The following is a 26,770-nucleotide window of genomic DNA, read 5'->3' as shown; positions in this document are numbered from 1 at the left end:
CTCAGCGGTCCTCGACGAGCCGCACGAAGTCGCGTTCGTTGCGTTCGGCGCGGCGCACGTACCAGCGGGCGAGCAGGACCAGCGGGGGGTAGAGCCCGAAGCCGAGGACCGCCCACTCCAGGCGGCGGGCGTCCGGGGCGGCGGCGAAGACCAGCGGCAGCGGGCCGATGAGCAGGGCGAGGACGGCGAACACGGTGAGTCCGGCGCGCAGCTGGATGCGCATCAGGGTGCGGACGTAGGTGTGGCCGAGGGTGGTCTGCTCGTCGATCTCGGTGCGGGGGCGGTAGTAGCCGGAGGTGCGGCCGGCGCGGCGGGGCGGGCCGGTGACGACCACCCGGCGCTCGGCGGGTTCCTGGGGCATGTGCGGCTCTCCCCCTGCCTAACCGGTGGTCCGGCGCATCAGCAGGTCCCGCAGCTCGCGGGCGTGACGCCTGCTGACCTGGAGTTCCTCGGAGCCGACCAGGACGCTGACGGTGCCCGCGTCCAGGCGCAGCTCGCCGATGTGGCGCAGGGCGACCAGGTGGCGGCGGTGGATGCGGACGAAGCCGCGGGAGCGCCAGCGCTCCTCCAGGGTGGACAGCGGGATGCGCACGAGGTGGCTGCCGCGGTCGGTGTGCAGGCGGGCGTAGTCGCCCTGGGCCTCGACGTGGGTGATGTCGTCGACTGCGACGAAGCGGGTGACGCCGCCCAGCTCGACGGTTATGTGGTCGGGGTCGGGCTCGTGCACGGGGATGCGCGGTGCGGGTCCCTGCGGGGTGGTCCCGCGCTGGGCGGAGGCCCGCCGTACGGCTTCGGCGAGGCGTTCCTTGCGGACGGGCTTGAGCACGTAGTCGACGGCCTTGAGGTCGAAGGCCTGGACGGCGAAGTCCTCGTGGGCGGTGACGAACACGACGAGCGGCGGCCGGGCGAATCCGGTGAGCAGCCGGGCGAGGTCGAGTCCGTCGAGGCCGGGCATCTGGATGTCGAGGAAGACGACGTCGATGGCGTCGGGCCCGTCGGGTCCCGACTCCAGGGCGCGGTTGATGCGGCGCAGGGCCTCGGTCGCGTCACCGGCGCCTTCCGCGCTCCCGATGCGCGGGTCGGCGTTCAGCAGGTACAGCAGCTCCTCGAGCGAGGGGCGTTCGTCGTCGACGGCGAGGGCGCGCAGCATGAACGTGGAGTGTAGGCGGGATCTCCGGGTCCGGACTACGCGCCGGACAAGGGCGTTTCACCCGGTTCCGCGCCGGTCCTCCTCCGGGGCTCACCCGGGGTGACCCTGAGGCCGCCGTCGATACAGTGCCCGCATGAACAGCAGGCCCACGCCGTTCGACGAACTCGACCGGAAGATCGTCACCGCTCTGATGGCGAACGCCAGGACGTCCTTCGCGGAGATCGGCGCCTCCGTCGGGCTGTCCGCGACGGCCGTCAAGCGCCGGGTGGACCGGCTGCGGGAGACGGGGGTGATCACCGGGTTCACCGCGACCGTGCGGCCGTCCGCGCTGGGCTGGCGCACCGAGGCGTACGTGGAGGTGTACTGCGAGGGTGCGGCGCCGCCGCGGCGGCTGGCGGAGGTGGTGCGCAACCATCCGGAGATCGCGGCGGCCATGACGGTGACCGGGGGCGCGGACGCGCTGCTGCACGTGCGGGCGCGGGACGTGGAGCACTTCGAGGAGGTGCTGGAGCGGATCCGCCAGGAGCCCTTCATCCGGAAGACGATCAGCGTGATGGTGCTGTCGCACCTGCTGCCCGACAGTCCTGAGGCAGGAGTGACGCAGCCCGCCCCGGACGACGCACCGGACGTGCGCTGAGGCCGGGAAAGACGCAGTGATCCTGCGTGCACACGCAGGATCCGTCGCTTGTCGGCCGTGCGGCCGCGTTCCTACCGTGGAGTCACCCCTAGTCGACACCGTGTGAAGCGGAGGAACCCCTTCGTGCCCGAATCACGTGTGGCGCGCCCACGGCGATATCTCGTCTGCGAACCCAGATTCTTCGCCGTGCGGTACGCGATCAATCCCTGGATGCGTCCGGACCGACCCGTCGACGTCTCACTCGCCCGGCGGCAGTGGCTGTCGCTGGTCGACGCCTACCGCCGCCACGGCCATACCGTGGAGACCGTGGAACCGCTGCCCGGTCTGCCCGACATGGTGTTCGCCGCGAACGCGGCGGTCGTCGTGGACGGGCGTGTGTTCGGCTCGCAGTTCCACGCGCCGGAACGGCGTCCGGAGTCGGCGCCGTACGCGGCCTGGTTCAAGGCGCACGGCTTCGACGTCCAGCACCCGGAGTCGGTGTGCGAGGGCGAGGGCGACCTGGTGCCCGCCGGACGCTGGATCCTCGCGGGGACCGGCTTCCGCACGACGCCGGAGGCGCACCGGGAGGCCCAGGAGTTCTTCGGGGTGCCGGTGATCGGCCTGACCCTGGTGGACCCGTACTTCTACCACCTGGACACGGCGCTGTTCGTGCTGGACGAGGAGAACGTCGCGTACTACCCGGAGGCGTTCTCGCCGGGCAGCCGTGAGGTGCTGGAGCGGCTGTACCCGGACGCGGTCCTCGCCACCCGGGACGACGCCATGGCGTTCGGCCTGAACTCCGTCTCGGACGGCCGTCATGTGTTCATCCCGCCGGAGGCGACGGCCCTCGCCGACCGGCTCGCCGACCGCGGTTACGTCCCCGTCCCCGTCGGCCTGTCCGAGTTCCACAAGGCGGGCGGGGGCATCAAGTGCTGCACTCAGGAGATCCGCCCATGACCTCTGCCCCCCGTACGCGTTCGTCCGCCGAGCTGATCGCGGCGGAGGAGCCGGTCCTCGCGCACAACTACCATCCGCTGCCCGTGGTCGTCGCCCGCGCGGAGGGCGCCTGGGTGGAGGACGTCGAGGGCCGCACGTACCTGGACATGCTGGCCGGCTACTCGGCGCTGAACTTCGGCCACCGGCACCCGGCGCTGATCGAGGCGGCGCACCGCCAGCTGGACCGGCTCACGCTGACCTCGCGCGCCTTCCACAACGACCGGCTGGCGGAGTTCGCGGAGCGCCTGGCCGCGCTGACCGGCCTGGACATGGTGCTGCCGATGAACACCGGCGCGGAGGCGGTGGAGAGCGGCATCAAGGTGGCCCGCAAGTGGGCCTACGACGTGAAGGGCGTCCCCGCCGACCGGGCGACGGTCGTGGTGGCGGCGGACAACTTCCACGGCCGGACGACGACGATCGTCAGCTTCTCCACGGACGAGACGGCCCGCGCGGGGTTCGGCCCCTTCACGCCGGGGTTCCGGGTGGTGCCGTACAACGACCTCGCGGCCCTGGAGGAGGCGGTCGACGAGACGACGGCGGCGGTGCTGATCGAGCCGATCCAGGGCGAGGCGGGCGTGGTGATCCCGGACGACGGCTATCTGGCCGGGGTGCGGGAGCTGACCCGGCGCGCCGGGTGCCTTTTCGTCGCGGACGAGATCCAGTCGGGGCTCGGCCGCACCGGGCGCACGCTGGCCGTGGAGCACGAGTCGGTCCTGCCGGACGTGGTGCTGCTGGGCAAGGCGCTGGGCGGCGGCATCGTCCCGGTGTCGGCGGTGGCGGCCCGGCGCGAGGTGCTCCAGGTGCTCCACCCGGGTGAACACGGGTCGACGTTCGGCGGGAACCCGCTGGCGGCCGCCGTGGGCACGGCCGTGGTGGAGCTGCTGGAGACGGGCGAGTTCCAGCGGCGCGCGGCCGAGCTGGGCGTGGTGCTGCGGGAGGGTCTGGAGGCGCTGGTCGGCAAGGGCGTCACCGGCTTCCGCAGCCGCGGCCTGTGGGCGGGCGTGGACGTCGACCCGGCCCTCGGCACCGGCCGGGAGGTCAGCGAGCGTCTGATGCGTGAGGGCATCCTCGTCAAGGACACGCACGGCTCGACCGTCCGGCTGGCCCCCCCGCTGACCGTCACCGCGGACGAGTTGCGGGAGGCGCTGCGCACGCTGGAGAAGGTGCTCAGCCGCCAGGTCTGACCGCCTGCCCGCCGCCCCCGCCGGACCTTCCCGGCGGGGGCGGCGGCGTGTCCGGGGAGCGTCGGACGAAGGGCGCGGGGCACCGGTGGCCGACCTCCGGGAAGCCCCCGGCCGGTCATCGGGGTCAAGATGGGGACTAGCGGGGACGAAGGTGACAGAAGACTCTCAGCGACAGAGAGGCCGTCCGTGGGCCGACACAAGGAGCAGGGAGGAGCCCGGCAGGGGTTCGACGTGGCCGACGCCGCGCCGCTGCTGCTGGACCCGCACGGTCTGGTGTCGGGCTGGACGGCGCACGCGGAGCGGCTGCTGGGCCACGGCGCGGCGGAGGCGGTGGGCCGGAAGTTCGCCGATCTGCTGGAGGCCGGGGACGCCGAGCGGATGGAGGACCTGCTTCACCGGTGCCGCGCCGGCGGCGACTGGACGGGACTGATGACGGCCCTCCACCGGGACGGGCACCCGGTGCCGGTGTCGGTGCGGGTCGCCCCGGCCACGGCGCCGCAGGGCCGCCCGGCGGTGCTGGTGCTGCTGTCGGAACTGGGGGACGGCGCGCGGGGCTGGGACATGAGCCGCGGCGTGCTGGAACAGATCGTCGTCGGCAATCCCATCGGCATCGCCATCGTGGACCCGGAGCTGCGCTACGTCTGGTCCAACGCGGCCCTGGAGCGGTGGGGCGGCGGCCCGGGCCGGAGCCGTCTGGGCCTGCGGGTCGCCGCCGTCCAGCCGGGCATGGACAGCGAGGCCGTCGAGGAGCGGATGCGGCACGTGCTGGAGACCGGCGAGCAGGTGGTCGGCTACGAGTACGTCGGCCGGGTGCGCTCGGCCCCGCTGCGGGAGACCGCGCACATGCTGTCGTTCACCCGCATCGAGGACGACCGGGGCGACCCGATGGGCGTGTACTACACCGTCGTGGACGTCACCGACCGGCACCGCGCCCGGCAGCGCCTCGCCCTTCTCGACCGGGCCGGCCAGTACATCGGCCGCACCCTCGACGTGATGACCACCGCGCAGGAACTGGCGGACGTCGCCGTGCCCGGCCTCGCCGACTTCGTCACCGTGGATCTGCTGGAGACGGTGCTGCGGGGAGCCGAGCCGGTCCCGGAGCCGCTCGCCGGGTCCGAGCGGGTGCCGCTGCGCCGCGCGGGCCACCGGTCCCTGTACGAGGATCTGCCGCGGACGGCCGTGGACAGCGGTGCGGTCGTCTCCTACCTGACGGACTCCCCGCCCGTACGGTGCCTGACCACGGGGGAGTCCTGGCGGCAGGAGCAGCTCGACCCGCTGGCCGTGGAGTGGGCCGCCGGCGCGCCGGACGCCCGGGAGTCCACGTTCCTGGAGCTGGGCCTGCAGAGCGTGATGATCGTCCCGATCCGGGCGCGCGGCGTCACCCTGGGCCTCACCACGTTCTTCCGCCGCCGTCAGAGCCCCTTCGACCCGGACGACCTGCACCTGGCCGAGGACCTGGTCTCGCGCGCCGCCGTGTGCGTGGACAACGCCCGCCGCTACACCCGCGAGCGGGACGCCGCGCTGGTGCTCCAGCGCAGCCTGCTGCCGCGCCGGCTGCCCGACCAGGACGCCGTCGAGGTGGCCGCCTGCTACCGTCCGGCCGACGAGCTGACCGGTCTGGGCGGCGACTGGTACGACGTGATCCCGCTGGCCGCCGCCCGGGTCGCGCTGGTGGTCGGCGAGGTGCCCGGCCACGGCATCGACGCCGCCGCGGCCATGGGGCGGCTGCGCACGGCGGTCCGCACGCTGGCCGCGATCGACCTGCCGCCCGAGGAGGTGCTGGCGCACCTGGACGACCTGGCCAGCCGCTCGGCCCGGGACGACGGCGACGGCGACGGGGAGGGGGACGACGGGGGCGGCGGGGGCGGCCGGGGCAGCTCCGTCGGCTCCGCCTGCGTGTACGTGGTGTACGACCCGGCGGACGGGCGCTGCACGATGGCCGCCGCGGGCCATCCCGCGCCGGCGGTGGTGGCGCCGGACGGCACGGTCGGCTTCGTGGACCTGCCGCAGGGGCCGCCGCTCGGGGTGGGCGGTCCGCCGTTCGAGGCGGTGGAGGTGTCCCTGGCCGAGGGCAGCACGCTGGTGCTGCACACGGACGGGCTGCTGGCCTACGGGGGCGACGGCGTGGAGGAGTCAGGACGGGAGCGGCTGCGGCGGGCCCTGGAGGGCATGGCGCGCGAGCTGCGGCCCAGCTGCCGGGCGGTGGTCGACGCGCTGGTCCCGGCCCGCCCGGAGGACGACGTGGCGCTGCTGATGGCGCGGACCAGGCGGCTCGCGTCGGAGCAGATCGCGGCGTGGGAGCTGTCGCCGGACCCGGCGGTGGTGGCGGACGCCCGCAGAACGGCCCAGGACCAGCTGTCCCGCTGGGGTCTCGACGAGGAGGTGAAGTTCACCACGGAGCTGCTGGTGAGCGAGCTGGTGACGAACGCGATCCGGCACGCCTCCGGGCGGGTGAGGCTACGGCTGATCCTGGAACGGACGCTGGTGTGCGAGGTGCTCGACGGCGGCGCGAGCGCCCCGCATCTGCGGCATCCGCGCGCGATGGACGAGGGCGGCCGGGGGCTGCTGCTGGTGTCGCAGCTGGCGGAGCGCTGGGGCACGCGGTTCGTGCCCGACGGAAAGATCATCTGGGCGGAGCAGCCGCTGACCACTCCCCCGGAGTGAGGCGGGGCCATGGCGGGCACGACGATCGACTTCGAGGCGGTGTACCGGGCGCTGCCGGGCATGGTGGCGCTGCTGACCCCTGACCTGGTGTTCGCCGACGTCAACGAGGCGTACGTGCGCGGCATCGGACGTTCGCGCGAGTCCCTGCTGGGCCGCTACGTGTTCGACGTGTTCCCGGAGTCGGTCAACGCCCCCGCCTCGCACCACTCGCACCAGCTGCGGGCCTCGCTGCTGCGGGTGCTGGCCACCGGAGAGCGCGACTCGATGGCCCTGCAGCGCTACGACGTCGAGTCCCCCGAGCACTCGGGCGACTGGCACGAGCACTACTGGTCGCCGGTGAACAGCCCGGTCCTCGGCCCTGACGGGCGGGTGCGGCTGATCGTGCACCGGGTCGAGGAGGTCACCGAGTTCGTGCGGGCCCGGGGGCTCGGCGGCGACGCGGCGGGACGGGTGCTGGAGGCCGAGCTGTACACGCGCGCCAGGGAGCTGCAGGAGCTCAACAACCGGCTGCGCGAGGCGCACGCCCGGGAGCGTGAGGTGGCCCTGGTGCTGCAGAAGGCGATGCTGCCGGCGCGCCGGCAGGTGGGCCATCGCCGGGCCGCGGTGCGCTACCGGCCGGCGGTGGGCGCGCTCAACGTGTGCGGGGACTGGTACGACCTGGTGGACCTGGTGGGCGGCCACCGCATCGGCGTGTCGGTGGGCGACGTGGTGGGTCACGGTCTGGAGGCGGCCGGGGTCATGGGCCAGCTGCGCAGCGCGCTGAGCGCCGCGTCCCGGGTGGCGGACGGGCCGGCCCAGGCGCTGAACGTGCTGGGCCGGTACGCGAACGTGGTGGACGGCGCGGAGTCGGCGACGGTCGTGACGACGTTCATCGACTTCGACCGGCAGGGCATCACCTACAGCAGCGCCGGCCATCCGCCGCCGGTGCTGCTGCACGACGACGGCCGGGTGGAGTTCCTGGACCGGGCGACGGACCCGCCGCTGGACGCCCGTCCGGATCCGCGGCCGCGGCCGGAGGCGTCGACGGTCTTCTCGCCGGGGGCGACTCTGGTGCTCTACACCGACGGGCTGATCGAACGGCGGCGGGAGGACATCGACGCCGGGCTGCACCGGCTGGCGGAGTCCCTGCGCCGGCACCGCACGCTGGACCCGGAGCCGCTGGCGGACACGGTGCTGCGGGAACTGCTGCCGCCGGGCGGCGCCACGGACGACACGGCACTGGTCGTCGTGCGGCTGTGACGGGCCCCGTCGTCAGGCGCCGGCGCGTTCGCGGTCGAGACGGGTGGTGCGCTCCACGTTGGCGCGGTCCTCGGGGTCGTCGCTGGGCCGGCCCGCGAACCAGGCGTCGAGGATCTCCTGGAGCAGCGGGACGGAGGTGAGCCGCAGGCCGATCGCCAGCACGTTGGCGTCGTTCCAGCGGCGGGCGCCGTCGGCGGTGTACGCGTCGGTGCACAGGGCTGCCCGGACCCCGGGCACCTTGTTGGCGGCGATCGAGGCGCCGGTCCCGGTCCAGCAGCACACCACCGCCTGGTCCGCCCTCCCGTCGGCGACGTCGCGGGCGGCGGCCTCGGAGCAGACGGCCCACTGCGGGTCGTCCCCGGGGCTCAGGGCGCCGTAGGCGCGCACCTCGTGGCCGCGCTCACGCAAGGCGTCGACCAGGGCGCGGGCGACGGGTTCGTCCATGTCGGACGAGACGGAGATCCGCATACCGTCGAGCGTACCGGCCGGTGCGCGGGAAGCGGTCGCCCGGCATGCGGGCGGCTGTCCGGTGAGGTGGGTTCCGGTTCGCGTCGAACCTGGTGCCCGGGCCCGTCACCCGGTCCTAGACTGGCAGTTCACGACGTGCCGGATGACCTGCTGGAACGCGGCGATCCCGTCGTTTCCCAGAGTCGAGGAGCGTGCTTTTGTTCTACTACCTGCTCAAATACGTGCTGTTGGGCCCGCTGCTCAGACTGGTCTTCCGGCCCCGGATCGAGGGCCTGAAGCATGTCCCGTCCTCCGGCGCCGCGATCGTGGCGGGGAACCATCTGTCGTTCTCGGACCACTTCCTGATGCCGGCCGTGCTGAAGCGCCGCATCACCTTCCTCGCCAAGGCCGAGTACTTCACCGGCCCGGGCCTGAAGGGGCGGCTGACGGCGTTCTTCTTCCACAGCGCCGGCCAGATCCCCGTCGACCGCTCCGGCAAGGAGGCCGGGCAGGCGGCGATCCGCGAGGGGCTCGGGGTGCTGAGCAAGGGCGAACTGCTCGGCATCTACCCGGAGGGCACCCGCTCGCACGACGGCCGCCTCTACAAGGGCAAGGTCGGCGTGGCGGTGATGGCCCTCAAGGCGGGCGTGCCGGTGGTGCCCTGCGCGATGATCGGCACGTTCGAGGCGCAGCCGCCCGGCCGGAAGATCCCCCGCGTCCACCCGGTGGTGATCCGCTTCGGCGAGCCGCTGGACTTCTCGCGCTACCAGGGCATGGAGAACGAGAAGGCGGTCCTGCGGGCCGTCACCGACGAGATCATGTACGCCATCCTCTCCCTCTCCGAGCAGGAGTACGTCGACGAGTACGCGGCCGACGTGAAGGCCGCGGAGGAGAAGCGCAAGGCGGAGGAGAAGCGGCGGGCGCCGCGCATGCCGCTGCGGTGAGCACCGCGCAGCACGGGTGAGGGGCGGCCGGGGTGTTCCGGCCGCCCCTCACCGGCGTGCGGTTACGGCTTCGGCGTGGCGTGCGGGGCGCAGGTCACGTCGGAGCGGTCGAGCTTCCCGGTGAGCAGGTATGTGTCGACCCGGTCGTTGACGCAGGGGTTGACCAGCCCGGTGACCCCGTGGGAGCCGGCGTCCCGCTCGGTGATCAGGCGGGAACCCTTGAACCGCTTGTGCAGCTCGACGGCACCGCCGTACGGGGTGGCCGCGTCCCGCTCGGACTGGACGATCAGCACGGGCGGCAGGCCCTTGCCGGTCCTCACGTCGACCGGGGTGCGCTGGGGGACCGGCCAGGTGGCGCAGGGCAGGTTCATCCAGGTGTTGGCCCAGGTCAGGAACGGGTGGTCGCGGTGCAGCCGGGTGGTGTCGCGGTCCCAGGTGCGCCAGTCGGTGGGCCACTTGGCGTCGGTGCACTCGACCGCGTTGTAGACGGCGTTGCCGTTCTCCGCGGCCGCGTTGCCCGCCGTGTCGGACAGGTCAGGGGCGGCGGCGTCGACCAGCGCCTGGGTGTTCCCGGCGGCGGCCTGGCTGAACACCTCGGCGACCGGGGCCCACGCGGAGTCGTAGTACGGGGCGCTCTGGAAGAAGCCGATCAGCTCGGCGGGCCCGACGACGCCGCCGAACGGCTGCTTCGCGGCGGCGGCGCGCAGCTTCAGCCACTGCTCCTGGACGGCGGCGCGGGTGGTGCCGAGGCGGTAGGCGGCGTCGTTCTTCGCGACCCAGTCCTGCCAGTCCTGCCAGCGGGTCTCGAAGGCGACGTTCTGGTCCAGGTTGGCCTGGTACCAGATCTTCCGACGGGACGGGTTGACCACGCTGTCCACGACCATGCGGCGCACGTGGTCCGGGAACAGGGTGGCGTAGACGGCGCCGAGGTAGGTGCCGTAGGAGACGCCCAGGTAGTTGAGCTTCTTCTCGCCGAGCGCCGCGCGGATGACGTCGAGGTCGCGGGCGGTGTTGGGCGTGGTCATGTGGGGCAGCATGGTGCCGCTGCGCTCGAGGCAGCCCTCGGCGTACTCACGGGCGAGCTTGCGCTGCGCCCGCTTGTCGGCCTCGGTCCGGGGCACCGGGTCGGCCTTGGGCGCCTTCACGAACTCCTGCGGGTCGCCGCAGGAGATGGGCGCGGACCTGCCCACGCCGCGCGGGTCGAAGCCGACGAAGTCGTACGCCTTGGCCGTGTTGGCCCAGACGGGGTTCTTCGAGGTGACCCGGGTCGGGAAGCGCAGGCCGGAGCCGCCGGGGCCGCCCGGGTTGTACAGCAGCGCGCCCTGCCGTTCCGCCCGCGTGCCGGTGTTGGTGACGCGGTCGACGGCGAGCTTGATCTGCTTGCCGTTCGGCTTGGCGTAGTCCAGCGGCACGGAGACCCAGCCGCACTGGACGGGCCGGGGCAGGTTCCAGTCGGCGGGGCAGTCCTGCCAGTCGATGCCGGTCCTGGCGGCCCGGGCGGCGGCGACGGCCACGCCCTGCGCCTCTCGGTCCTTGCCGAGGCGGGTGTCCGCCGTCGCGCTCGCGGTGGGCGCCGCCACGGCGCCGGCTATGAGTGCGGACGTGACGAGCACGCCGGCCGAACCGAGCGCCGCCACCCGCCTCTTCCGTCTGCTGTCCCTCAAGGGGGCCTCCCCGTACATGGTTTCGATGGGTACGGGGGAGGATCCTCGTCTCCCGGAGGTCACGGGCGACAGAGGGGATGCGTCTTCTTTGCCAATCCGATAAGCGGACATGGTCGTGGCGTCATGCGGACGCCGGGGACCCGGGGGTGAAGAAGGCGGGCGCCCGGTTCAGCAGCCCGCGCAGCTCGAGTGCGTCCGCCGCCACGGCGCCGACCAGGACGGCCGGCCCGGTCAGCGGGAGGACGGCGAGGCCGTCGGCGGGCACGCCGGGCTCGACGGGCTTCTCCGTGAACTCCGGGTCGCAGACGACGAGCTGCCCGACGGCACGGTGTCCGCCCAGCACGGCGGGGCCGTCCCAGCCACCGCCCGCGCCGGGTCCGCAGTCGAGCTCCTGGTCGAGGACGGGGCGTCCGTCGACGCGCACGGTGAGCCGGGAGGTGAGCCGTCCGGAGTCCTCCCCGGTCCGTCCCAGCACGAGCTCTTCGCGGAGGACCAGCCGGGCTCCGGGAGCGAGGTCGACGTGGGTGTGCACGGCCAGCTCGCTGCCCGTGACGGAGATCAACGGCTCGGGCAGCCAGTGCAGTTCGCCCCCGGCGGCGACGGTGATCCGCACGTCCTGGCGCGCCTGTCCCCCGTGCTGGCCCGGCAGGGCGAGCGTGGCGGCGGCCGAGCCGACCCGCAGCCGGGCGTCCGGTCCGACGTCGGCCCGGACGGTGAAGTGGTCCCCACCGTGCGGGCCGCTCATCGCGCCGACGAGCGTGACGTGGGCGGCGGCACCGCTTCCCCGTGTGCGCCGCAGGGCGAGCGGGCCCCGGCTCTCCAGCACGGGCAGGGCGGTGCCGCCCCGGCCGTCCGCGCGGGCGCGGATCTCCGCCTCCGCCAGGACGCCCGCGGTGTTCACGCCGCCCACGCGGCGAGCCGCTGCCGCACCCAGGACGCCACCTCGGCGACCCCCTCGTCCTCGCGCAGCGACTGGAACACCACGGGCAGGCCGGCGCGTTGCGCCTTGGCGTCGGCCGCCATCCGGCCGAGGTCCGAGCCGGTGTACGGCGCGAGGTCGGTCTTGTTCACGACCAGCAGGTCGGCGGTGGACACGCCGGGGCCGCCCTTGCGCGGGACGTCGTCCCCGCCGGCCACGTCGATCACGAAGATCTGCGCGTCGACCAGCCCTTTGGAGAAGGTCGCGGTGAGGTTGTCCCCGCCGGACTCGACCAGGACGAGGTCGAGCGGGCCGACGGAGTCCTCCAGGTCCTCCACCGCCTCGAGGTTGGCGGAGATGTCGTCGCGGATCGCGGTGTGCGGGCAGGCGCCGGTCTCCACGGCGGTGATCCGCTCGGGAGGCAGCACGGCCTCCCGGAGCAGGTACTCGGCGTCCTCGCGGGTGTAGATGTCGTTGGTCACGACGGCCAGGGACACCTCGTCCCGCAGCGCCCGGCAGAGCGCGGCGACGGTCGCGGTCTTCCCGGACCCGACGGGCCCGCCGAGCCCGATCCGCAGGGCACGGCGCGTTCCGTCCGGACGCCGGGCGTCGGCGCCGAGGACGGCGGGCCCGGGGTGGGGGTCGATGTGGTCACGATGCATGGGGCGCCTCCGGGGGTCGCGGTGTGTCGGGGTCGATGCGTGGACGGAGTGGACGGACGGGCGCCCGTGAGGCGGGCGGGCGGCGGGAGTCGCCGCTGAGGGCCTGGGGTGCACGCAGTGAGCCGGGGGGCCGCGGCGACGTGGACACCCCGAGCGGGAGTCAGGACGTCGCCCCGTGTGGCGGTCATGACGCGAACAGTCGCCCCGTGCGGGCCGCGTGGGCTTCGGCGAAGAGTTCCAGCAGGGGCGCCGACGCCGCGGGGAGGGCGTCGGCGCCTTCCTCCGCGACCCGGTGGGCTGCCCGTACCGCCGCCTCCGCCACACGGTCCGCCTCCGGTGCCAGGCGGGCGAGGACCGCCGTGGCGTCGAACGGGTCGAGGCCGAGCAGCCGTACCGTCGCCGTCGCGGGTCCGCCGACGCTCTCGTACAGCGCGCAGTGCGCCGCGTCCTGAGGGCCGAGTCCGGCCGCCCGCGCGGCCACCCCCAGCACCACCGGCTGGTGCGCGCCCTTGGGGAACCGTCGTGCCAGGGCGTCGAGTTCGACGCCGGGCCAGGTGGCGCGGGCGGCGCGCAGCAGCTGGCGGCCCAGCTTGCGGGCCGCCGCGCGCAGTGCGGGCGAGGGCGTGCGGGCGTCGGCGGCCGCGTCCAGGGCCGCCGGGTCCACCCCCAGCGCGGCGGACGCGGCCAGCGCGGCCGACACCAGCCCCGTGGTGTGCAGCCGCCCCCGGCAGAAGTCCTCCAGGCTCGCCGCACCGGTGATCCGCCCGGCGTGGACGGCGGCCTCCGCCCCGCCGGAGTGGGCGTGCCCGCCGGCGGGGAACCGTCCGTCGGCCAGGACGAGCAGGGCTGCCCTGGACATCAGAAGAGGAAGTAGCGCTGGGCGAGCGGGAGTTCCTCCGCCGGGGTCGCCTCGACCAGTTCCCCGTCGATGCGCACGGCGAAGCTGTCGGGGTCGATCCGCACGTCCGGCAGGGTGTCGTTCTCCCGCATGTCCGCCTTGGTCACCGCGCGCGTGGAGTCGATGACCGCCCATCGTTTGCCGAGACCCAGCCGGTCGGGCAGACCCGCGTCGAGGGCGGCCTGGGCGACGAAGTTGACCGAGTTGGCCGCGGGCGCCCGACCGATCGCCCCGAACATGGGCCGGGGCAGCACGGGTTGCGGGGTCGGGATGGACGCGTTGGCGTCCCCCATCTGCGCGTAGGCGATCTGACCGCCCTTCAGCACGAGTTGGGGCTTGACCCCGAAGAACTGCGGCTCCCACAGCACCAGATCGGCCAGCTTGCCGCTCTCCACGGAGCCGATCTCGCCCGCCATGCCCTGAGCGATCGCCGGGTTGATGGTGTATTTGGCGACATAGCGACGGACCCGGTGGTTGTCGGCCCGCCCGTCGCCGGGGAGCGTGCCCCGCCTCCGCTTCATCACATGGGCGGTCTGCCAGGTCCGCATGATCACCTCGCCGACGCGTCCCATCGCCTGGGAGTCGGAGGAGATGACGGAGATGGCCCCGAGGTCGTGCAGCACGTCCTCCGCGCCGATGGTGGACGGCCGGATCCGCGACTCGGCGAAGGCGAGGTCCTCGGGGACGGCGGGGTTGAGGTGGTGGCACACCATCAGCATGTCGAGGTGCTCCTCGACGGTGTTGACGGTGAACGGGCGGGTCGGGTTGGTGGAGCTGGGCAGCACGTGCGGCTGGGAGACGACGGTCATGATGTCCGGCGCGTGGCCGCCGCCCGCGCCCTCGGTGTGGTACGCGTGGATGCCGCGCCCGGCGATCGCGGCGAGCGTGTCGCCCACGAAACCGGCCTCGTTGAGGGTGTCGGTGTGGATGGCGACCTGCACGCCGGTCCGGTCGGCCGCGGTGAGCGCGGCGTCGATGACGGCCGGGGTGGACCCCCAGTCCTCGTGCAGTTTCAGCCCGACGGCGCCGCCCCGGATCTGTGACAACAGGGCTTCCTGCGACACGGTGTTGCCCTTGCCGAGCAGCCCGACGTTCAGCGGGTACGCCTCCATCGCCTCCAGCATCCGCGCCAGATGCCAGGGGCCGGGTGTGACGGTGGTCGCCTTGGAGCCCTCGGCGGGTCCGGTGCCGCCGCCGACGAGCGTGGTGATGCCGGAGGCCAGCGCCTCGTCGGCGATCTGCGGGCAGATGAAGTGGACGTGCGCGTCGATCGCCCCGGCGGTCAGGATGCGTCCGTTGCCCGCGACGATCTCGGTCTCGGGTCCGATCACCAGGTCGGGGTGGACCCCGTCCATGGTGTCGGGGTTGCCGGCCTTCCCGATGCCGGTGATCCGGCCGTCGCGGATGCCGACGTCGGCCTTGACGACGCCCCAGTGGTCGACGACGACCGCGCCGGTGATCACCGTGTCGGGGGCTCCGTCGGCGCGGGTGAGGGTGGCCTGGCCCATCGACTCGCGGATGACCTTGCCGCCGCCGAACACCGCTTCGTCACCGGCGCGTCCGGGGCCGCCCGAGCGGTCCTCCTCGATCTCGATCAGCAGATCCGTGTCGGCGAGCCGGATCCGGTCGCCGGTGGTCGGCCCGAACAGGTCGGCGTACGCCTCGCGGGAGATCTCAGGCATCGAGCGCGCCTCCCGTCTCCCCGCGCAGCCCGGGCACGGTCCGCGTCCCGGCCAGCGGCACCAGTTCCACCTCGACGGGGATGCCGGGCTCGAACCGTACGGCGGTGCCGGCGGGGACGTCGAGCCGCCTGCCGCGGGCCGCGGCACGGTCGAACTCCAGGCCGGGGTTGGCCTCGGCGAAGTGGTAGTGCGAGCCGACCTGCACGGGCCGGTCGGCCGCGTTGAGGACGGTCAGGCGGGTGGTCCCGCGGCCCTCGTTGTAGACGATCGGGCCTTCGGCGAACAGGATCTCTCCGGGTGTCACGGCGCTCCTCCCGTCAGACGATGGGGTCGTGGACGGTGACGAGCTTGGTGCCGTCCGGGAAGGTGGCCTCCACCTGCACGTCGGGGATCATCTCGGGGACCCCCTCCATGACGTCGTCCCTGGTCAGCACCTTCCGCCCGGACGCCATCAGTTCGGCGACGGTACGGCCGTCGCGGGCGCCCTCGAGGATGTGGGAGGTGAGGAGCGCGACCGCTTCGGGATGGTTGAGCTTGAGCCCGCGCTCGCGGCGCTTCGCCGCCACGTCGGCCGCCACATGGATGAGCAGCCTTTCCTGCTCGTGCGGGGTCAGTTGCACGGCATCCACCTCACCGTCCTCGCTCCGGGCCGTGCGGGGCCCGGTGGCCGCGGCCACGGGAAGGATCCCCGGTGGCGTGGACCCGGAGGCTAGCCGGGCGGCGTTTCGAGGACGTTAACCGCGCGGCGCCCCACCCGGCCGTCCGTGCCGGCCGCGGCCGGTCCGGCTCGGGCGCACTATGTGTCCCGGCCGGTGGCCATCAGGGCGCGTGTGCCGTCGGCGAGCACCTGTGGCGGGATGTCGCCGAACAGGGCCATCTGGGCGGCGAATCCCTGCACGAGCGCGATCATCGCGCGGGCCATCGCGTCCACGTCGGCGTCCTCGGGCAGCAGTCCGGCGTCCTTGTAGCTCTGCGCCACGCCGCCCCATGCCGTGCGGATCTTGGCGTAGCCGTCGGCCAGCACGGCCGTCAGCGCCGGGGTGCGGGTGGACTCGGTCCACACCTGGATCATCAGCCGCGGGAACAGCCACTCCCCCGTGTCCAGGGTCGCCGGCCGCAGCTCCCGCATCGTCGCCAGGGCGCGCGGGACCAGCACGTCGGGGGTGGGCGGCGAGCTCTCCCGGGCCGCCTGCTCCAGGGTGCCGCGCACCGTTTCGAGCACCTCGGCGGCGATGGCCGCGATCAGCTCCTCCTTGCCGCTGAAGTACCGGTAGACGGCGCCGGCGGAGAGGTCCACCTCCTTCAGCACATCCTGCATCGACGTGGCGTGGAAGCCGTTGCGGGCGAAGCAGACCGCGGCGCCGTCGAGGATCTGCCGGCGGCGGGCGTCGAGGTGTTCCTGGGATACGCGAGCCATGCGGCCAACCTAAAACGAACATTCCTTCTTGACAAGGGAACGAGATGGCGGGACGGTGTGGACATCACCAAAACGAACGATCCTTCTTTTTACAGGAGCTCCCGATGTCTCCCACGTCCCTGCCGACGCACCGGCGGATCGCCGCCGTCCTGGTGCTGGTCCCGACCCTGGTGGCGCTGGCCCTGTGGGCCTTCGCCTGGCCCGCGGCGCGCACGGCGCCGCGCGACCTGCCGCTCGGCGTGGCCGGCCCGCCGGCCGCCACGGCGCCGGTCGCGCAGCAACTGGAGCAGCGGAAGGGCGCATTCGACCTCCATCGGTACGCCGACGAGGCCGAGGCGCGGGACGCGATCGAGGACCGTGAGGTGTACGGGGCGGTGGTGGTCACCCCGCAGGGTCCGAAGCTGCTGACCGCGTCCGCCGCGAGCCCGGCGGTGGCGCAACTGCTCCAGCAGGCGGTCGCGCATCAGGCCGCCTCCTCCGGCCAGGAGATCCCCACGGAGGACGTGGTGCCGGCCGCGGCGAGCGATCCGCGTGGGGCGGTACTGAACACGAGCGTGCTGCCGCTGGTGCTGGCCGGGATCGGCGCGGGGGTGGCGGTGACGCTGCTCGGGCTGCCGGGGCTTGTCGCGGTGGGCGCGCTGACCGGGTCGGCGACGCTGGTCGGCGTGGTCGCCGCCGGTCTCTCGCAGAGCTGGCTGGACGCGCTGCCGGGCGACTGGTGGGCGGTGGCGGGCACGTTCGCCCTGGTGGCTCTGGCGGTGAGCGGAGCGGTCGCGGGTCTCGCGGCCCTGCTGGGACGGCCCGGCCTCGGGCTGGGCGCCCTGCTGATGATGCTGATCGGCAACCCGTTCTCGGCAGCCGCCTCCGCCCCGGAGATGCTGCCCGAGCCGGCCGGGGTGATCGGCCAGTGGCTGCCGCCGGGGGCAGGGGTGTCGCTCCTGCGGTCGGTCGCGTTCTTCGACGGGGCGTCGGCGGTGGGGGCCGCGATGACGCTGACGTGGTGGGCGGTGCTGGGGATGGCGGCGGTGCTGGTGGGTCACGCGGTGCGGGGACGCACGGCGCCGGCCGCCGACGCGGCGGAGCGCGAACCGGCGCTGGCGGGCTGACGCGCCCGCCCCTTGTGCGACCGCGCACCCCCGCTGTAGCGGACGGGGGTGCGCGGTTCGGCATCCGCGGGCGCCCGCATCGAGGGAACGTCGGCCGGTCGCGGGCCTCTCCGCCGGGCCCGGGGCGACATGGGCCGCGCCCCGGGCGGTCGCGGGCAGTCGCGCCGCCGGGCCGGCTCGGGTGGGCGTGACCGGGGAGAGACGGCCCGACGGGCCGCACACATGGCCGCAGCCAGGCGGGCAGGCGAGGTGCCGGCGGTCAGGAACCGGCCGCGCCCCGGTGTTCCGCCGCGATGCCGAAGCGGCCGTGTTCGCGAGGGGCGGACGCCACCTCGCGTACGCCTGCCACCGTGCTGATCACCGGCTCCTCCCCCACCCCCGGCGTGTCCTTGAGCTCATCCAGTCGTCGCAGGTCATCGGCGGAGACGAGGGCGACGAGCGGCTTCCCGTGCCGGGTCACGACGACCCGCTCACCGCCGTACACCACGCGGTTGATCAGGTCGGCGAGCTCGGCCCTGGCCTGGGTCACCGGAATCTCGTAAGCCATGAGGCCATCATAACGTCACGTACGTCCTGTACATTTTTTACAGACAACGAGACAGGAGGGCATCATGACGCGACCGACCGCCCGCCACGTCCTGCCCGAGTTCACCGAGAGCACGGTCTCGGGGCACCGGACCACCGACCCCTACGCCCGGCTGCTGGAGGAGCGGATCGTCGTCCTGGGCACGCGGATCGACGAGACCGCGGTGAACGACGTGACGGCGCAGCTCATGTACCTCGAGCACCACGCCCCTGACCGCGACATCTCGCTGTACCTGAACTCCCCCGGCGGCCCGTTCCACGCCATGTCCGCCCTGCACGACGCCCTGACGTACGTCACCTGCGACGTCGAGACGGTCTGCCTGGGCCGCGCGGAGCGGACGGCCGCGCTGCTGCTGGCCGCCGGCACCCCGGGCAAGCGGTACGTCCTCCCCGGCTCCCGGCTGGTGCTCCGTCAGCCCGCCCTCCCCGGGCCGGTGGAGGGCAGCGCCGACGACCTGGCGATCCAGGCCGGCGAGCTGGCACGGATCAGGGCCCGCACGGAGGAGATGCTGGCCCGGCACACCGGCCGGCCCGTGGACCGGGTGCGGGCGGACCTGGAACGGGACCTGGTCCTGGACGCGCGGGCCGCCGTGGAGTACGGCCTCGCCGACCGGATCGTGCCGCACCACCGGGGCCCCCGTACCGCGAACGGCGCGAGGTGAGGCGAGGATGCTGCCCGAACTGCCGCCGCTGCCCGCGCTGACCCGGGCGGAGGCCGAACTGATCGACCGCTACCTGGAGGTCGTCGACCTGCTCGGCCGGGTCAACCCGGCCCAGGGCGGCGACACCTACCGGAGCCTGCGCGCCGCCCAGGCGCTGGCCGGCAAGGCGGTCGCGCTGCGCGACGCGCTGACCCTGATGCACCGGCGGGGCGAGAGCGAGCTGCACGCCGAGACGCTGGCGCGCGCCCTGCGGGTGCTGGACGGCGAGCGGCGCACGGCGAGGGTCATGCTGCCGCCGCAGACGGGACGTTGACGGGAGCGGGCCCGGAGCGAGGGGCCCGCTCGACGGCACACCCCGCGACGAGTTGAAACGGACCGAACGGCGTACCCCCGTCCGGCGTAGACGAACCTCCTTTTTTGAGGCCGTCGAACTTGCGCACCCGCCCCCGCCGAGGGGCGGAATTGACCATTCCAGCCCTGGTCCTGGCCTCACACGCCTTCTTGACGGCGACTCGAACGGACAACTGTCCACCCGAACGGGTGAGTGGTGAGTAACAACACAAACCCCCCGTTCCGTTGGGAATTCGATCGCCTCATGGGTCAAGATCCCTGACTGACGACAAGACCCCGCCGCCGCGGCGGGGCGATCCGGGCGGACGCCGAGTCCTGCCGCCGCCCGGATGACCGGTCGACAGGAGTGGATCGGCAGGAGTGGAGGACCCAAGCACGACGGGTCGCCGGTACGCGCACGGTGCGCGTCCCGAGCAGCCCTTGGGGTGAAGCCGCGTCAGCGGCCGGGCTACTTCGCCAGCCCGAATCCGACAGGTCATCCTTCACAGGCGGCTGACGAAGGGTTGCGCATGAGTGCGCTCAATCGTGTCCCGTCTCTCATGGCCCGGGCCGGCACGGCCTCGGCCCTCACCCTCGCCGCCGTCGGCGGCTCGATCGTGGTACCGGGAGCGGCCGGGGAGGCCGCCGCGGCGACCGTGGGCACCAAGGCCCTGAAGGTCGCGGCGTCCAAGAAGGGGGCGCCGTACCAGTGGGGGGCGACCGGGCCGAACCGGTTCGACTGCTCGGGCCTGACGCTGTACTCGTTCAAGAAGGCGGGGAAGAAGCTCCCCCGCACGGCCGCCCAGCAGTACAACAAGACGCGCCACATCTCCAAGAGCAGCCGCAAGGTCGGGGATCTGGTGTTCTTCCACTCGGGCAGCTACGTGTACCACGTCGGGATCTACGCGGGTAAGAACAAGATCTGGCACGCCCCGAAGACCGGGGACGTGGTGCGGCTGCAGAAGATCTGGACCAAGAGCGTCTGGTACGGCCGGGTGAAGTGACGGGCGGAGGCGGCGGCGCCCGCGGGAGCGCCGCCGCCGGGCCGCGACCGGCCGCACGGGCCCAGAGTCCGCGCGGCGTCCCGCAGGGGCCCGGCGGGGCCGTCCTCGGGACGGCGACCGTCCCGGGCCCCTCACGCCGTCCGCCGCGGACTCACATGCCTGACGGACCGTTCCGCGACGTCACGGCTCCTGCTGCGCCGCCGCGACCACCGTCTCCGTGGGCTGGACGGTGGCGGCGCCCGGCCACGGGAGTTCGACGGCGACCGTCTTGCCGCCCTCCCGGGTGGGGCGGATCCTCAGCCGGCCGCCGCACTCCGCGGTGAGCCAGCGGATGATGACCAGGCCGCGCCCGTTGTCCTGCTGGACCGCCGCGGGGAGCCGCTTGGGGAACCGGGGGTGACTGTCCGTCACTCCGATGTGCACCCGCTCGTCGCGGACCAGGACGACGTCCACCGTGAACGTGGGCGACTGGCCGAAGGTGTGCTGCACCGCGTTGGTCGCCAGCTCGGAGACGATCAGCCGCACGGTGTCGCAGAGCTCGGCGTCCGGTGGCAGCCCCCATTCCGCCAGCGCACCGGCCACATGGGCCCGCGCGGCGGAGACCGAGGCGGGATCGCTCGGCAGAGTGACGGATGCTTCCAGATGGTCTGCCATGGCGACGTCGTCCCTTTCCCACGGGACCGCAGTCCGACACGGAGCGGTTGGTTCGAGTACGGTCCCGCACTGGTGCTTCGCCGCCAGAGTGCCATCACCGCAGGGTGCTGCGTGGCGATCCACCAAGATATGCATATATCTGTCGCTCAAAGCGGTGAACTCTGCGACGGGAGACCGTATCCGGGCGGCCCGGAAGGAGTAAGGAGAAGCCCATGCAGAACGGTCCCGCGGTGCGCCGCAGGAAACTGGGCGCCGAACTGCGCGCGCTGCGCACCGCGGCCGGACTCACGAGCGGCGACGCGGCCCGGCTGGCGGGCTGGCACCAGTCGAAGGTGAGCCGGATCGAGACGGGCACGAGCGGGGCGAAACCGGCCGACGTACGGTTACTCCTCGACGTCTACGGCGTGGACGACCCGCAGTTGCGGGAGTTGCTGCTGGTGCTGTCGGGAACCGGCGACGGTGACGGGCGGCACCACTGGTGGCACGCGTACCGGGGCGTGCTGCCCCCGACGTACCGGGACTTCATCAGTCTGGAGTCGCAGGCGAGCGCGATGCGCACCCTGGAGACCACCGTGGTCCCGGGACTGCTGCAGACGCCCGAGTACGCGCGGGCGGTGACGGAGGCCGCCCTGGAGGGCGAGTCGGAGGAGCGGCTCGACGCCCTCGTGGAGGTGCGGCTGGCCCGGCAGGACGTGCTGCGCGCCGAGCCGCCGCTGGAGCTGTGGGCGGTGCTGGACGAGGCCGTGCTCCGCCGTGAGGTGGGCGGTCCCGAGGTGATGTCGCGTCAGCTGTACCGGCTGGTCGAGGCGTCCCGGCTGCCCCAAGTGCGGTTGCAGGTCCTGCCGTTCAGTGCGGGCGCGCACATCGGCGTAACGGGTCCCTTCGTCATCTTTTCATTTCCGCGCACTTCTGACCTGGATGTGGTGGTGCACGACCACTTGACGACTAGTCACTACCTGGAGCGGAAAGAAGACCTCCGGGCGTACTCGGAGGCCTTCGAGGCCCTGGCGAGCCACGCCCTCACTCCCGAGGAATCGTCGGAATTCATCGCCGGCGCAGCGGCCGGCGCGTAAGGAGGCAAGATGCCCGCACCGCCTCGGACCATCCCTTCCAGCCTCGTCCTGCACGATGTGCGGTGGCTGCGCAGCAGCTACAGCACGGGGGCGAACAACTGCGTGGAGACGGCCCGGCCGGCCGCCGGCCCGTCGGCCGGACTGCTCGCCGTGCGCGACAGCAAGGCACCGGAGGGGCCCGCGCTGCTCTTCTCGCGCGACGCCTGGGCCCGCTTCGTGACGGCGGTCCACTGATCCGGCGTCCCGGTCCCTGAACGGGATGCGTCCCGGCATCCCGCCGACCGTCCGTTCCCCGCGCGACGCACGGCCGTGCCCCGCCGACTCATGGCCGCGTTTCGCCGATCACCCGTACAGCACGTTCGATCTCCGCCCCGGACAGGTCCGCCCGGGCGGTCAGTCTGAGCCGTGAGATGCCGTCGGGCACGGAAGGAGGACGGAAGCAGCCCACGGACAGACCGGCCGTCCGGCAGTCGGCCGCCCAACGCACGGCCTGCTCCGGGGAAGGAGCGCGCACGGAGACGACCGCTGCGTCCGGACGCACCGCTTCCAGACCCGCGGCCGTCAGCCGGGCGTGCAGGTCGCGCGCGACCTCGGCCGCGCGCGCCGCACGCCCGGGTTCGCGCCGCAGCAGCCGCAGCGCCGCCAGGGCCGCGCCCGCCGCCGCCGGGGCCAGACCGGTGTCGAAGATGAACGTCCGCGCCGCATTGACCAGATGGCCGATCACCCGCGCCGGCCCCAGCACCGCGCCGCCCTGGCTGCCGAGCGACTTGGACAGCGTCACCGTCACCACGACGTCGTCTGCGCCCGCGAGGCCCGCCGCGTTCGCGGCGCCCCGGCCGCCGTCGCCCAGCACACCGAGCCCGTGCGCGTCGTCGAGCACCAGACCCGCGCCGTGCTCCCGGCACGCCTCGGCCAGCGCGGCCAGCGGTGCCGCGTCCCCGTCCACGGAGAACACCGTGTCCGACACCGCCACCGCGGGACCCTCGTGGCCGTCCAGCGCCTTGCGCACGGCGTCCGGGTCGCGGTGCGCCACCACCTGGGTCGTGCCCCGGGCCAGCCGGCAGCCGTCGATCAGCGAGGCGTGGTTGCCCGCGTCGGAGACGACCAGCGCACCGTGCGGGGCGAGGGCGGTGACGGCGGCGAGGTTGGCCGCGTAGCCGGAGGAGAAGACCAGGGCAGCCTCGAAGCCGCAGAACCCGGCCAGTTCGCGTTCGAGTTCGGTGTGGAGCTCGGTGGTGCCGGTGACCAGCCGGGAGCCGGTCGCGCCGCCGCCCCAGGTACGGGCCGCCCGCGCGGCCCCCTCGACGACCTCTCGATGGCGGGCGAGGCCCAGGTAGTCGTTGCTCGCCAGGTCCAGGAGCGGCGTGTCGGCCGGCCGGGGGCGCAGGGTGCGGACGAGCCCGGCCCTGCGGCGCAGTTCCGCCTGCTCGTCGATCCAGCCGAACGCCATGGGTCCTCCGCGGATTTTGTAGGCAGTGCACAGACATTAGCGGCAGGCCGCCCGGGCCACGGTGTGGTGATACCCACACCGCCGGACGGCTCTGTTGTCCGAAGTCTCCTTGGCCCGGACGGGTCCCGTAGGACAGGATCGGCTCCCATGGACCTGCTGAACACGCTGGTGGACAAGGGGCTTCGGCGCGAGACGCCGACACGGGCCGAGGCGCTGGCCGTCCTCGCGACGACCGACGACGAGCTGCTCGACGTGGTGGCGGCGGCCGGGAAGGTGCGCAGGCACTGGTTCGGCCGCCGGGTGAAACTCAACTATCTGGTGAACCTGAAGTCCGGGCTGTGCCCGGAGGACTGCTCCTACTGCTCCCAGCGACTGGGCTCGAAGGCCGACATCCTCAAGTACACGTGGCTGAAGCCGGACGAGGCGTCCCGGGCCGCCGCCGCGGGACTGGCCGGGGGCGCGAAGCGGGTGTGCCTGGTGGCGAGCGGACGCGGCCCGACGGACCGGGACGTGGACCGGGTGTCCGACACCATCAAGGCGATCAAGGAGCAGAACGAGGACGTCGAGGTGTGCGCCTGTCTGGGTCTGCTCTCCGACGGCCAGGCGGAGCGGCTGCGCGAGGCGGGCGCGGACGCCTACAACCACAACCTCAACACGTCCGAGTCGACGTACGGCGAGATCACGACCACGCACACCTACGCCGACCGGGTCGACACGGTGCGCAAGGCGCACGCGGCCGGCCTGTCCGCCTGTTCCGGGCTGATCGCGGGCATGGGCGAGACCGACGAGGACCTGGTCGACGTGGTGTTCTCGCTGCGCGAGCTGGACCCGGACTCGGTGCCGGTCAACTTCCTGATCCCGTTCGAGGGCACCCCGCTCGCCAAGGAGTGGAACCTGACGCCGCAGCGCTGCCTGCGCATCCTGGCGATGGTGCGGTTCGTCTGCCCGGACGTCGAGGTGCGGATCGCGGGCGGCCGTGAGGTGCACCTGCGCACGATGCAGCCGCTCGCGCTGCACCTGGCCAACTCCATCTTCCTGGGCGACTACCTCACCAGCGAGGGCCAGGCCGGCAAGGCGGACCTCGAGATGATCGCGGACGCCGGCTTCGAGGTGGAGGGCGCCGGGGAGGTCACCCTGCCCGAGCACCGGACGGGCGGCGGCTGCGGCTCCCACGCGGGCGGCGGGGCCTGCGGGTCCCACGACGGCGGCGAAGCCGGCTGCGGGGCCCACGAAGGCGGCGGCTGCGGCTCGCACCAGGGCGGCGGTGTCTGCGGATCGGCCCCCGCCGCGGCGCCCGCCCCCGCCGCCTCCGCCGACGAGCCGCGTCCCGGCCTGGTGGCCGTGCGCCGCCGGGGCGCCGGAACGGATCTCGCGCCCAATGCCTGAGCCCGACGCGTCCGTCGCCGCGCTGCTGGAGCTCGACCGGCGGCATGTGTGGCATCCGTACGGGCCCATGCCGGGGCGTCAGGAACCGCTCGTCGTCGCGTCGGCGAGCGGGGTCCGGCTGACCCTCGCCGACGGGTCGGGCGAACTGGTCGACGGCATGTCGTCCTGGTGGTCGGCGATCCACGGCTACAACCACCCGGTGCTCAACGAGGCCGCGCGCGACCAGCTGGGCCGGATGAGCCACGTGATGTTCGGCGGGCTCACGCACGAGCCCGCCGTACGGCTGGCGAAGCTCCTTGTCGACATCTCGCCGGACGGTCTGGAGCATGTGTTCCTGGCCGACTCGGGGTCGGTGTCGGTCGAGGTCGCGGTCAAGATGTGCCTGCAGTACTGGCGTTCGCTGGGCCGGCCGGAGAAGCGCAGGCTGCTGACCTGGCGGGGCGGCTACCACGGCGACACCTGGCACCCGATGTCGGTGTGCGACCCCGAGGGCGGGATGCACGACCTGTGGTCCGGTGTGCTGCCCCGCCAGGTCTTCGCCGACGCCCCGCCCGGCCCGTACGAGGAGACGTACGCGGACCATCTGCGGGAGCTGATCGGGCGGCACGCGCATGAACTGGCCGCGGTGATCGTGGAGCCGGTGGTGCAGGGCGCGGGCGGGATGCGGTTCCACTCCCCCGCGTATCTGCGGGTGCTGCGGGAGGCGTGCGACGCGCACGGCGTGCTGCTGGTCCTCGACGAGATCGCGACCGGGTTCGGGCGCACGGGGGCGCTGTTCGCGGCGGAGCACGCGGCGGTGTCGCCGGACGTGATGTGCGTGGGCAAGGCCCTGACCGGCGGTTACCTCACGATGGCGGCGACGCTGTGCTCCTCGCGGGTGGCCGAGGGCATCTCGCGCGGCGAGGTGCCGGTGCTGGCGCACGGCCCGACGTTCATGGGCAACCCCCTGGCGGCGGCCGTGGCCTGTGCCTCCGTGGAGCTGCTGCTCGGGCAGGACTGGCGCGCCGAGGTCAAACGGATCGAGTCCGGGCTGCGGGAGGGCCTGGCCGGGGCGGCCGAGCTGCCCGGGGTGCGGGAGGTACGCGTACTGGGCGCCATCGGGGTCGTCCAGCTGGACCACGACGTCGACATGGCCGCGGCCACCCGGGCGGCCGTGCGGGAGGGCGTGTGGCTGCGCCCGTTCCGCGACCTGGTGTACACGATGCCGCCGTACGTCACGGGCGACGCGGACGTCGCGCGGATCACCCGCGCCGTGTGCGCGGCGGCGAAGGAGGGATGACATGCCGGTGCTGGTGATGACGGGCACGAACACCGAGGTCGGCAAGACGGTGGTGACGGCCGCGGTCGCCGCGACGGCGCTTGCGGGCGGCCGTTCGGTGGCGGTGCTCAAGGCCGCCCAGACGGGGGTCGGCCCCGACGAGCCGGGAGACGCGGCGGAGGTCGTGCGGCTCGCCGGGGCGGTCACGTCGGCCGAACTGGCCCGCTACCCGGAGCCGCTGGCCCCGGCCACGGCGGCCCGCCGGGCCGGGCGGACGCCCGTGCATCCGCACGAGATCGCCGAGCGGGCCGCCAAGCTGGCCACCGAGCACGACCTGGTGCTGGTGGAGGGCGCGGGCGGCCTGCTGGTGCGCTTCGACGCGGCCGGCGGGACGCTGGCGGACGCGGCGGAGCTGCTGCGCGCACCGGTCGTCGTGGTCGCCTCCGCCGGGCTCGGCACCCTCAACGCCACGGAGCTGACGGTCCGGGAGCTGCGCGGGCGGGGTCTCGACCCGTTGGGCGTGGTGATCGGGAGCTGGCCCGCGGACCCCGGGCTCGCGGAACGCTGCAACCTGCTGGACCTGCCGGACGTCACCGGGGTGCCGCTGCTGGGCGCCGTTCCCGAGGGCGCGGGGCGGCTGGACCCGCCCGCCTTCCGGGCCGCCGCCCCGCGGTGGCTGGCGCCCCGGCTGGAGGGCGTCTGGGACGCGGAGGCCTTCCACACACGCGAGGCGCCCTCCCGCGCACGGTGATTCGCCGGGCCGGCCCCTGGGGAGAATCG

Annotated in this window: 29 protein-coding genes; 15 read left to right on the top strand and 14 right to left on the bottom strand. The window is 73.5% G+C overall.

Translation table 11 applies throughout. From position 1 onward, the window contains the following. Position 1 precedes the first annotated feature (1 nt). Positions 2 to 361: a hypothetical protein gene (locus tag ELQ39_RS28465; RefSeq protein WP_190003673.1), complete on the bottom strand. Its 360-nt coding sequence runs from the start codon at positions 359 to 361 to the stop codon at positions 2 to 4. Between the two features lie 18 nt (positions 362 to 379). Beyond that, positions 380 to 1,150 (bottom strand): LytR/AlgR family response regulator transcription factor, encoded by a 771-nt coding sequence (locus tag ELQ39_RS28460; RefSeq protein WP_242594730.1) that lies wholly within the window; start codon positions 1,148 to 1,150, stop codon positions 380 to 382. 133 nt (positions 1,151 to 1,283) lie between these two features. Here ELQ39_RS28460 and ELQ39_RS28455 point away from each other — a divergent pair, with 133 nt between their 5' ends. From ELQ39_RS28455 to ELQ39_RS28435, 5 genes are all read left to right on the top strand, one after another. Continuing rightward, positions 1,284 to 1,787, top strand: coding sequence for an Lrp/AsnC family transcriptional regulator (locus ELQ39_RS28455; RefSeq protein ID WP_024884926.1), 504 nt, complete (start codon positions 1,284 to 1,286; stop codon positions 1,785 to 1,787). Between the two features lie 123 nt (positions 1,788 to 1,910). Next, positions 1,911 to 2,723 carry a dimethylargininase gene (ddaH, locus tag ELQ39_RS28450; RefSeq protein WP_242594728.1) on the top strand — a complete coding sequence of 271 codons (813 nt, stop codon included), beginning with the start codon at positions 1,911 to 1,913 and terminating at the stop codon, positions 2,721 to 2,723. After that, a complete protein-coding gene (gene rocD, locus ELQ39_RS28445; protein ID WP_242594726.1) occupies positions 2,720 to 3,946 on the top strand; it encodes an ornithine--oxo-acid transaminase in 1,227 nt (408 codons plus the stop codon). The genes ddaH and rocD overlap by 4 nt, the downstream gene beginning before the upstream one ends. Before the next feature lie 186 nt (positions 3,947 to 4,132). After that, a complete protein-coding gene (locus ELQ39_RS28440; RefSeq protein ID WP_242594724.1) occupies positions 4,133 to 6,610 on the top strand; it encodes a SpoIIE family protein phosphatase in 2,478 nt (825 codons plus the stop codon). Between the two features lie 9 nt (positions 6,611 to 6,619). Then, complete coding sequence (locus tag ELQ39_RS28435) at positions 6,620 to 7,849, top strand: PP2C family protein-serine/threonine phosphatase (protein WP_190003668.1); 1,230 nt, start codon at positions 6,620 to 6,622, stop codon at positions 7,847 to 7,849. 12 nt (positions 7,850 to 7,861) lie between these two features. Here the strand turns inward: ELQ39_RS28435 and ELQ39_RS28430 are convergent, their stop codons facing one another. Then, on the bottom strand, positions 7,862 to 8,317 hold the full coding sequence (locus ELQ39_RS28430) for an RpiB/LacA/LacB family sugar-phosphate isomerase (RefSeq protein ID WP_225626265.1): 456 nt from the start codon (positions 8,315 to 8,317) through the stop codon (positions 7,862 to 7,864). 197 nt (positions 8,318 to 8,514) lie between these two features. Between ELQ39_RS28430 and ELQ39_RS28425 the strand changes: the two genes are divergently transcribed. Then, positions 8,515 to 9,240, top strand: coding sequence for a lysophospholipid acyltransferase family protein (locus ELQ39_RS28425; protein ID WP_190003961.1), 726 nt, complete (start codon positions 8,515 to 8,517; stop codon positions 9,238 to 9,240). A 62-nt stretch (positions 9,241 to 9,302) separates the two neighbouring features. Here the strand turns inward: ELQ39_RS28425 and ELQ39_RS28420 are convergent, their stop codons facing one another. From ELQ39_RS28420 to ELQ39_RS28385, 8 genes are all read right to left on the bottom strand, one after another. After that, on the bottom strand, positions 9,303 to 10,922 hold the full coding sequence (locus tag ELQ39_RS28420) for an alpha/beta hydrolase (RefSeq protein ID WP_399703044.1): 1,620 nt from the start codon (positions 10,920 to 10,922) through the stop codon (positions 9,303 to 9,305). Between the two features lie 103 nt (positions 10,923 to 11,025). Next, a complete protein-coding gene (locus ELQ39_RS28415; RefSeq protein ID WP_242594720.1) occupies positions 11,026 to 11,814 on the bottom strand; it encodes an urease accessory protein UreD in 789 nt (262 codons plus the stop codon). Then, positions 11,802 to 12,485: an urease accessory protein UreG gene (gene ureG / locus ELQ39_RS28410; protein WP_242594718.1), complete on the bottom strand. Its 684-nt coding sequence runs from the start codon at positions 12,483 to 12,485 to the stop codon at positions 11,802 to 11,804. The genes ELQ39_RS28415 and ureG overlap by 13 nt, the downstream gene beginning before the upstream one ends. Positions 12,486 to 12,669: 184 nt before the next feature. Then, positions 12,670 to 13,344, bottom strand: coding sequence for an urease accessory protein UreF (locus ELQ39_RS28405; protein WP_242594716.1), 675 nt, complete (start codon positions 13,342 to 13,344; stop codon positions 12,670 to 12,672). Beyond that, positions 13,344 to 15,065 (bottom strand): urease subunit alpha, encoded by a 1,722-nt coding sequence (locus ELQ39_RS28400; protein WP_242594715.1) that lies wholly within the window; start codon positions 15,063 to 15,065, stop codon positions 13,344 to 13,346. The genes ELQ39_RS28405 and ELQ39_RS28400 overlap by 1 nt, the downstream gene beginning before the upstream one ends. Further along, positions 15,058 to 15,369 carry an urease subunit beta gene (locus ELQ39_RS28395; protein ID WP_190003661.1) on the bottom strand — a complete coding sequence of 104 codons (312 nt, stop codon included), beginning with the start codon at positions 15,367 to 15,369 and terminating at the stop codon, positions 15,058 to 15,060. Before ELQ39_RS28395 ends, ELQ39_RS28400 begins: the two co-directional genes overlap by 8 nt. Before the next feature lie 13 nt (positions 15,370 to 15,382). Next, on the bottom strand, positions 15,383 to 15,685 hold the full coding sequence (locus ELQ39_RS28390; RefSeq protein WP_225626380.1) for an urease subunit gamma: 303 nt from the start codon (positions 15,683 to 15,685) through the stop codon (positions 15,383 to 15,385). Between the two features lie 176 nt (positions 15,686 to 15,861). Beyond that, on the bottom strand, positions 15,862 to 16,482 hold the full coding sequence (locus ELQ39_RS28385; RefSeq protein ID WP_190003659.1) for a TetR/AcrR family transcriptional regulator: 621 nt from the start codon (positions 16,480 to 16,482) through the stop codon (positions 15,862 to 15,864). 104 nt (positions 16,483 to 16,586) lie between these two features. On the opposite strand from ELQ39_RS28385, the gene ELQ39_RS28380 reads away from it, so the two are divergent. Continuing rightward, the gene (locus ELQ39_RS28380) at positions 16,587 to 17,588 is read left to right on the top strand and encodes an ABC transporter permease (protein WP_242594714.1); all 1,002 of its coding nucleotides are present in this window, start codon (positions 16,587 to 16,589) and stop codon (positions 17,586 to 17,588) included. A 259-nt stretch (positions 17,589 to 17,847) separates the two neighbouring features. On the opposite strand, the gene ELQ39_RS28375 is transcribed toward ELQ39_RS28380, so the two are convergent. Next, the gene (locus tag ELQ39_RS28375; protein ID WP_242594713.1) at positions 17,848 to 18,135 is read right to left on the bottom strand and encodes a type II toxin-antitoxin system Phd/YefM family antitoxin; all 288 of its coding nucleotides are present in this window, start codon (positions 18,133 to 18,135) and stop codon (positions 17,848 to 17,850) included. A gap of 64 nt (positions 18,136 to 18,199) precedes the next feature. On the opposite strand from ELQ39_RS28375, the gene ELQ39_RS28370 reads away from it, so the two are divergent. The 3 genes from ELQ39_RS28370 to ELQ39_RS28360 all read left to right on the top strand — a co-directional run bounded on the left by ELQ39_RS28370 (position 18,200) and on the right by ELQ39_RS28360 (position 20,169). After that, positions 18,200 to 18,835: an ATP-dependent Clp protease proteolytic subunit gene (locus ELQ39_RS28370; RefSeq protein ID WP_242594712.1), complete on the top strand. Its 636-nt coding sequence runs from the start codon at positions 18,200 to 18,202 to the stop codon at positions 18,833 to 18,835. Between the two features lie 7 nt (positions 18,836 to 18,842). Continuing rightward, positions 18,843 to 19,148: a hypothetical protein gene (locus ELQ39_RS28365; RefSeq protein ID WP_190003655.1), complete on the top strand. Its 306-nt coding sequence runs from the start codon at positions 18,843 to 18,845 to the stop codon at positions 19,146 to 19,148. A 547-nt stretch (positions 19,149 to 19,695) separates the two neighbouring features. Further along, positions 19,696 to 20,169, top strand: coding sequence for a C40 family peptidase (locus ELQ39_RS28360; protein WP_190003654.1), 474 nt, complete (start codon positions 19,696 to 19,698; stop codon positions 20,167 to 20,169). A gap of 180 nt (positions 20,170 to 20,349) precedes the next feature. Here ELQ39_RS28360 and ELQ39_RS28355 read toward each other — a convergent pair whose 3' ends face one another. Then, positions 20,350 to 20,823: an ATP-binding protein gene (locus ELQ39_RS28355; protein WP_190003653.1), complete on the bottom strand. Its 474-nt coding sequence runs from the start codon at positions 20,821 to 20,823 to the stop codon at positions 20,350 to 20,352. A gap of 212 nt (positions 20,824 to 21,035) precedes the next feature. Between ELQ39_RS28355 and ELQ39_RS28350 the strand changes: the two genes are divergently transcribed. Together ELQ39_RS28350 and ELQ39_RS28345 are read left to right on the top strand one after the other, a co-directional pair. Next, the gene (locus ELQ39_RS28350) at positions 21,036 to 21,896 is read left to right on the top strand and encodes a helix-turn-helix domain-containing protein (RefSeq protein ID WP_190003652.1); all 861 of its coding nucleotides are present in this window, start codon (positions 21,036 to 21,038) and stop codon (positions 21,894 to 21,896) included. Between the two features lie 9 nt (positions 21,897 to 21,905). Next, positions 21,906 to 22,130: a DUF397 domain-containing protein gene (locus tag ELQ39_RS28345; protein WP_225626259.1), complete on the top strand. Its 225-nt coding sequence runs from the start codon at positions 21,906 to 21,908 to the stop codon at positions 22,128 to 22,130. Between the two features lie 88 nt (positions 22,131 to 22,218). Here ELQ39_RS28345 and ELQ39_RS28340 read toward each other — a convergent pair whose 3' ends face one another. Beyond that, entirely contained in the window at positions 22,219 to 23,346 is a 1,128-nt protein-coding gene (locus ELQ39_RS28340; RefSeq protein ID WP_242594711.1) for an 8-amino-7-oxononanoate synthase, read from the bottom strand. A gap of 147 nt (positions 23,347 to 23,493) precedes the next feature. On the opposite strand from ELQ39_RS28340, the gene bioB reads away from it, so the two are divergent. From bioB to bioD, 3 genes are read left to right on the top strand one after another with little or no spacing between them, the layout of a single operon-like run. Continuing rightward, on the top strand, positions 23,494 to 24,732 hold the full coding sequence (gene bioB / locus ELQ39_RS28335; RefSeq protein ID WP_225640819.1) for a biotin synthase BioB: 1,239 nt from the start codon (positions 23,494 to 23,496) through the stop codon (positions 24,730 to 24,732). Continuing rightward, a complete protein-coding gene (locus ELQ39_RS28330) occupies positions 24,725 to 26,011 on the top strand; it encodes an adenosylmethionine--8-amino-7-oxononanoate transaminase (protein ID WP_242594710.1) in 1,287 nt (428 codons plus the stop codon). Before bioB ends, ELQ39_RS28330 begins: the two co-directional genes overlap by 8 nt. A 1-nt stretch (position 26,012) precedes the next feature. Next, positions 26,013 to 26,741 carry a dethiobiotin synthase gene (gene bioD, locus ELQ39_RS28325; RefSeq protein ID WP_225626256.1) on the top strand — a complete coding sequence of 243 codons (729 nt, stop codon included), beginning with the start codon at positions 26,013 to 26,015 and terminating at the stop codon, positions 26,739 to 26,741. Positions 26,742 to 26,770 lie beyond the last annotated feature (29 nt).

Source organism: Streptomyces sp. GB4-14 (genome assembly GCF_022696125.1).
GTDB lineage: Bacteria > Actinomycetota > Actinomycetes > Streptomycetales > Streptomycetaceae > Streptomyces > Streptomyces werraensis.
This window is presented reverse-complemented; position numbering and strand designations above follow the sequence as displayed.